This is a genomic window from Borrelia persica No12 (assembly GCF_000500045.1).
GTDB classification, from domain to species: domain Bacteria; phylum Spirochaetota; class Spirochaetia; order Borreliales; family Borreliaceae; genus Borrelia; species Borrelia persica.
Genome location: NZ_AYOT01000146.1, coordinates 463,289 through 469,707, shown reverse-complemented (window position 1 = coordinate 469,707; position 6,419 = coordinate 463,289). Strand labels below are relative to the sequence as shown.

General features: G+C 30.6%; 3 protein-coding genes. 1 reads left to right on the top strand and 2 read right to left on the bottom strand.

The window, feature by feature from the left end; genetic code table 11:
- Nucleotides 1–133: 133 nt before the first annotated feature.
- Together gyrA and gyrB are read right to left on the bottom strand one after the other, a co-directional pair.
- Nucleotides 134–2,566 (bottom strand): DNA topoisomerase (ATP-hydrolyzing) subunit A, encoded by a 2,433-nt coding sequence (gene gyrA / locus U881_RS0105485; protein WP_024653596.1) that lies wholly within the window; start codon nt 2,564–2,566, stop codon nt 134–136.
- Between the two features lie 11 nt (nt 2,567–2,577).
- Nucleotides 2,578–4,482, bottom strand: a complete 1,905-nt coding sequence (gene gyrB / locus U881_RS0105480) for a DNA topoisomerase (ATP-hydrolyzing) subunit B (RefSeq protein ID WP_024653595.1) — start codon at nt 4,480–4,482, stop codon at nt 2,578–2,580.
- A 248-nt stretch (nt 4,483–4,730) separates the two neighbouring features.
- Here gyrB and dnaA point away from each other — a divergent pair, with 248 nt between their 5' ends.
- Entirely contained in the window at nt 4,731–6,191 is a 1,461-nt protein-coding gene (gene dnaA, locus U881_RS0105475; RefSeq protein ID WP_024653594.1) for a chromosomal replication initiator protein DnaA, read from the top strand.
- Nucleotides 6,192–6,419: the final 228 nt, after the last annotated feature.

Genomic DNA, 6,419 nt, shown 5'->3' with positions numbered 1-6,419 from the left:
AACATCCTAATAATACAAAACTTATAAAATTATTCTATGACAATTTCAATGATAATTACAACTAAAATCACAACCACAAAAAAAAAGAATGTTCTACGTGGAACATCCTAATAATATAAACAATACTCACTTATCATTTAATAAATGTGGAAACAGTTACCAACTTATCCCCATCAAGAGATAACACCTGCATTCCTCTGGCATCCTTACCTTGTTCAGATATTTTATCAACCAATGTTCGTAACACTTTTGAGTTCTTACTTATAAGCAATACTTCATCAGTTTTAGTAACTGAAATAGCATCAACAACTTCACCGGCCTTCTCATCAGATTTTTTATAGCAAGTATAACCAGTAGAACCCCTCTTAAGACCAGTTACTTTAGATATATCTAATAGTTTTCCATATCCATTCTCAGACACAATTAAAAGATGAGATCCTTGTTTTACGGTTAAAGCCTTAATAAACGTATCACCCTCTCTCACTTTCATGCCAAACACACCCTGAGTTCCCCTATGTGTCAGCCTAATATCATTTGAATTAAACGCAAAAGCATTACCTTTCCTAGAAATACAAATAATTTTATCATCTCCAGATACAATCTCAGCACTTGTAACAAAATCTTTTTCATCAAGTTTCATCACAATAACGCCTCTTGATTTAACTGTTTTCAATCCTTCAGTCCCAATACGTGCTATTTTTCCATTTGCAGTTGTTATTAATAAATAATTATCAACAGATAATTCACTGCAATTTTTAATAGCTAATATTTCTTCTTTTTCTCCCAAATTAACAAGCTCACGAATATTTTGTCCTTTTGAAGTTCTAGAAGAATCTTTAATTCCATAAACATTAATTACATAAAGCTTTCCTTCATTTGAAATCATAAATAAAAAGTCATGCGTATTTACACATAAAGCAACACTAACTTGATCTCTATCTTGCAAATCAAAAGAACTAACGCCCTTACCACCTATACCTTGAAGTTTATATTCATCTTGTAAGACTCTTTTAATTAAACCCTGCTTTGTAAGAATAACAACAACATTTTCCCTCTGCATTAAATCTGACATACTAGTTTTTAAAACCTCCTCATCATAAATTATTTTTGTCCGGCGATCATCGCCAAATTTTAAACTTAAATTAATCATCTCGTCTCTTATAATAGTAACAATTCTTAACGGACTTATTAAAATATCCTCATAATCTTTTATTAAAGCCAATACAACTTTAAAATCTTCTTCAATTTTTTCTATCTCAAGAGTTGTCAACTTATGTAACTTCATATCCAGTATAGAATTAGACTGTATTTCTGACAAATTAAATTCTCTCATAATACATTCTTTAGCGTCTTTTGCAATCCTGGAAACTCTTATTATTTCTATTACTCTATCAATATTCTTTAATGCAACATTCAATCCTTCAAGTATATGGGCCTTTTCTTTAGCTCTCTTTAAGTCAAACTCCACGCGCCTTCTAAGAATATCCTTTCTATGTGCAATAAATTCAGATATAAGCTCTTTTAAATTTAATTGTTTAGGAATACCATTAACAAGAGCCAAATTATTTATACTAAAATTCCTTCTAAGTTCGGTATATTCATAAAGCAAATTCATCACAACATGAGGATCAAAGCCTTTTTTAATTTCAAGAACAATTCTAATACCTTCACGATCCGACTCATCCCTTATATCAGATACACCTTCCAATTTTTCTTCTTTTACTAACAATGCAATCTTCATAAGTAAAGAAGATTTATTAACAGCATAAGGTATTTGTGTAATTATAATAGAAATATTATCTTCTAACTTCTCTTCAATATGATACCGTGCTCTAATAACAACGCCACCCTTTCCCGTAGTATAAGCTTTAACCAAACTCTCATTGTACACAATCTCAGCATAAGTAGGAAAATCTGGACCCTTAACTATTTTAATTAAATCATAAACAGAAACATCATCATGATCTAACATATAAACTATGGCATCACAAATTTCTCTCAAATTATGTGGAGCCATATTCGTAGCCATTCCAACAGCAATACCACTAGAACCATTGACTAAAAGAAATGGAAAAGCAGCCGGTAAAACTTCAGGCTCAAGCAAAGAATCATCATAATTAGGTTTAAAATTAACAGTCTGTTTATCTATATCTACAACAAGCTCTTCAGCTATTTTTGCCATTCGAGCTTCAGTATACCTCATAGCAGCAGGAGGATCACCATCAATAGAACCAAAATTCCCCTGCCCACTAACTATAGGATATCTTAAAGAAAAATCTTGTGCAAGCCTTACAAGCGCCTCATAAATTGATTGATCACCATGAGGATGATACTTACCAAGAACATCTCCAACAATCCGTCCAGCCTTCTTAAATGCCTTATCAGACTTAAGCCCCATTTCATGCATTGAATACAAAATTCTTCTATGAACAGGTTTAAGGCCATCCCTTACATCAGGAAGGGCTCTTGAAACGATAACAGACATTGCATAATTTAAATACGAGGTCTTAACCTCATCTTCTATTTTAATATTTAATACTTGCTCTTTATTTTCTTCAATTGCCATTAGTGCTCCAATCACACATCTAGATTTGCCACATCAAGGGCATTCTGTTCAATAAATTCTCTTCTAGGCTCAACATCATCTCCCATAAGAGTAACAAAAATCTTTTCAGCTTGTATAGCATCATCTATCTCTATTAATTTCATTTTTCTAGTAGCAGGATTCATAGTAGTTTCCCAAAGTTGTGTAGGATTCATCTCTCCAAGTCCTTTATATCTTTGCAAACTCACTTTATCCCTTTTTCCAGCTTCAATAGATCCCAAAAAAGCTTCCTTTTCTAAATCATTATAAAAATAATGCACCCTATTCTCATGTTTAACCTTGTAAAGAGGTGGCATAGCTATATATACATGTCCATTCTCAATTAACTTTCTCATATAACGAAAGAAAAACGTAAGAAGCAATGTTCTAATATGAGATCCATCAACATCAGCATCAGCCATAATAATAATTTTATGATAGCGAAGTTTTTCAATATAAAAAGTTTTACCAACACCAGCTCCAAGAGATGCAATTATTGGAATAAGCTTATCATTTGTAATAACCTTATCTTCTCGTGTCTTTTCAACATTAAGCATTTTACCCCACAATGGCAAGATAGCTTGAGTAAATCTATCTCTTCCCATTTTTGCACTTCCTCCCGCAGAATCACCCTCAACAATATAAATTTCCCTATCAGCTGGATTTTTAGATGCACAATCTGCCAATTTGCCAGGCAATGCCAAACTTTCAAATGCACTTTTTTTTCGCTCAGATTCCCTTGCTTTTCTTGCAGCCTCACGAGCACGAGCAGCTCTAACTGCTTTATCAAGGATAACATCCATTTCTGCAAGATTTTCATTAATAACCTTTAAAAGTCCATCATGTACAATAGTTTCAACAATTTTTTTTATATAAGAATTCCCCAATTTCCCTTTAGTCTGTCCCTCAAATTGAGGTTCTGGCACTTTAATAGAAATTACGGCCGTTAAACCTTCTTTAAAATCATCTAATGTAAGATTTGGAACATCTTTTTTGCTTATCTTCGACTCTCTAAAAGCCTCATTCATTGCCTTTAAAAGCCCACTCTTAAAGCCAGCAACATGAGTTCCTCCCTCTTTAGTATTAATATTATTTACAAAAGATAAAGTATTATCAGAATACCCTTCAGTCCATTTAAGCCCAACACTAACAATAACATCATCACAAGTTCCCTCAATAAAATAAGGATTACTCTGAATATTCTTGTTATTATTAGTTATATAATCTACAAAAGCTTTTATGCCGCCCTCAAAGTAAAATTCCAAAAACTTCTCTTCTCCTAATCTCCTATCTTCAATTGAAATCCGTATCTTATCATTTAAAAATGCAAGTTCTCTAAGCCTTCTAGCCAAAGTATCAAAATCATACTTTAAAGTCTCAAAAATTTCAGAATCGGCCAAAAAAGTAACTTTAGTACCACTATTATAACTTACTCCAACAACCTCAATTTCAGATGTCGGAATACCCCTTGAATAAGTTTGTTTAAAAAGTTTTCCTTCCCTACTAATAACCACTTCTAAGAAAGATGATAAAGCATTAACGACTGAAATTCCAACCCCATGAAGCCCACCAGAAACTTTATAAGTACCCTTATTAAATTTTCCTCCAGAATGTAGCTTGGTTAAAACAAGTTCAAGTGCACTAATTCCTTCCTCTTCATGAATATCTATAGGAATTCCCCTACCATTATCATTTACTGTTATAGAATTATCTGAATTTATAACAACTTCTATTTTATCACAAAATCCTGCCAAAGCCTCATCAACACTATTATCAACAATTTCATAAACTAAATGATGTAATCCATTAATTGAAACAGATCCAATATACATACCGGGTCGTTTTCTAACAGCTTCAAGACCTTTTAAAACTTGAATATTACTAGCAACATAACTCATAAACCTTCCACATAATTAATCATAATATATACATAAGCAAATTTTACATTAAAAACAATATAACATCCATTAAATGATATAAATCACGAAACATATCTAGCTTGACTTAAAAATAATAAAATTTCAATACCTATAAATTGTTAAGCTCATGTTCCGGTTCATTATTATACTATATAATACTTATACATAAATATGTTAATAATCAAGAAGATATAAAATAAAAAAGTAAAAATCAACGAGGATAAAATATGCAAGAAGGCAAAAACATATGGAGCTTAATTTTAGCAGCAATAAGAAAGGAACTCTCAGAAGAAGAATTTTATATATGGTTTGAAAATCTATATTTCATAGAAGCAATTGGTGAGAATATAAAGATATCTACTCCAAATTCTTTTCACAAAAACCAAGTAGAAAAAAGATTTTCAAAAAGAATAAAAGAAATTCTAATAGAAAAAGGACATAATGCAACTAATGTTGAATTCATATATCTACAAAATGAACCCAAAAATCACAATATAGAATCAAAAAACACTTCATTAAAAGACATTGCAACAAAACAAGACTTACAAAAAACAAAAAACCGAGATCTCAACACTCATGCAAGAAACATAATAGAAAGCACAACAAAACAATACAATATAAAAGAAGAAATTCATGCAAAATATAGAAATCCCTTTCTTAAAAAAAAATATACATTTGAAAACTTCATTATAGGACCAAACAACAAACTTGCATACAATGCAAGCTTATCAATTGCACAAAATCCTGGCAAAAAATATAACCCATGCCTAATTTATGGCGGAGTTGGACTTGGAAAAACACATTTACTTCAAGGTATAGGAAATAAAACAGAAGAATTACACAAAGAATTCAAAATACTTTACGTCACTGCCGAAAATTTTTTAAACGAATTTGTCGAAAGTATAAAAACAAATGAAACGAAAAGATTTAAGAAAAAATACCGTCATCTAGACATGTTATTACTAGACGATATTCATGACTTACAAAAAAAAGAAGGCATACAAGAAGAGCTTTTCCATACTTTTAATGCTCTTTATGAAGATAATAAACAAATGGTATTTACATGCGACAGACAACCTTCAGAACTTGTAAATTTTACAAACAGACTTAAGAGCAGATTTACAAGAGGCTTAAATGTCGATATCTCAAAACCAAATTTTGAACTAAGAGTAGCAATTATAGAAAAGAAAGCAGAAGAAGATGGAATCAAAGTTCCTAAAAACATTCTCAATTTAGTTGCAAAAAAAGTTACAACAAATATAAGAGATCTTGAAGCTGCTGTAACAAAACTAAAAGCCCACATAGACCTTGAAGACATAGAAATTGACACAAACATAGTAGATAAAATAATCAAGGAAATAGTAGCTTACGAGAATGATAATACAAATACACCCAATAAGATCAACATAGAAAGCATAAAAAAAGTTATATTAAGGGAACTAAAACTTACAAATAAAGATATTGAAGGTAATAGCAAAAAACCCGAAATTACTAAAGCAAGACATATTTATGCCTATCTTTTGAGGAATTTTACAGAGCTTTCGACAATTGAAATAGGTAAGATCATTGGAGGAAAAACCCATTCAACGGTACTTTATTCGATAAATAAGATAGATAAGGATAGAAACAAAAACATAGAAATTGACAATTTAATCATAGAACTTATGAACAAAATAAACAAAAATTGACAAAATTCAAAACATTTATGAACATTTATAAACATTTATGAACATCTTTGAACAAATTGAACAGAGAATTCGTCAAAAAACATAAAGAATTGAACATATATTACTCCTTATAGCATAAACAAATAGATAGAATTAGACAATTCGACACCTTCCTACTAATACAACTATTAAATATAATAAAATAAAAAAAAAAGAAATTGACAAAATCAAATAACGAAATTCAAAAAA